At 52.1% G+C, this 307-nt stretch carries 1 protein-coding gene; it reads left to right on the top strand.

Going from position 1 to position 307, the window contains the following annotated elements; translation table 11 throughout:
- The coding region (locus tag ABT58_RS23145) for an efflux RND transporter permease subunit (protein ID WP_169749977.1) at positions 1-307 on the top strand (307 nt) is incomplete at both ends.

Genomic DNA, 307 nt, shown 5'->3' with positions numbered 1-307 from the left:
AGGTATTCATTGAAATCTCTATGCAGCGTTTGAGCGCGCTGGGCATTTCACCGCAAACCATTTACGGCACACTGGAAACCCAGAACTTGGCGACCAGTGCCGGTGCAGTACGAATCGGCAGCGAGTATATCCGTGTTCATCCAACCGGTGAATTCCAGAGTGTGGAAGAGCTGGGGGATCTGATCATCACCGATGGTGGCTCTAAAGGGCTGATTTATCTGCGTGATGTGGCGGAAATCAAGCGTGAGTTCAAGGAAGTACCGGATAACCTGTTGGCCTATAACGGTCAGCAGGCACTGAACGTCGG

Origin of the sequence: Photobacterium aphoticum (genome assembly GCF_001029435.1) — a bacterium.
Classification (GTDB): Bacteria; Pseudomonadota; Gammaproteobacteria; order Enterobacterales; family Vibrionaceae; genus Photobacterium; species Photobacterium aphoticum.
This window is presented reverse-complemented; position numbering and strand designations above follow the sequence as displayed.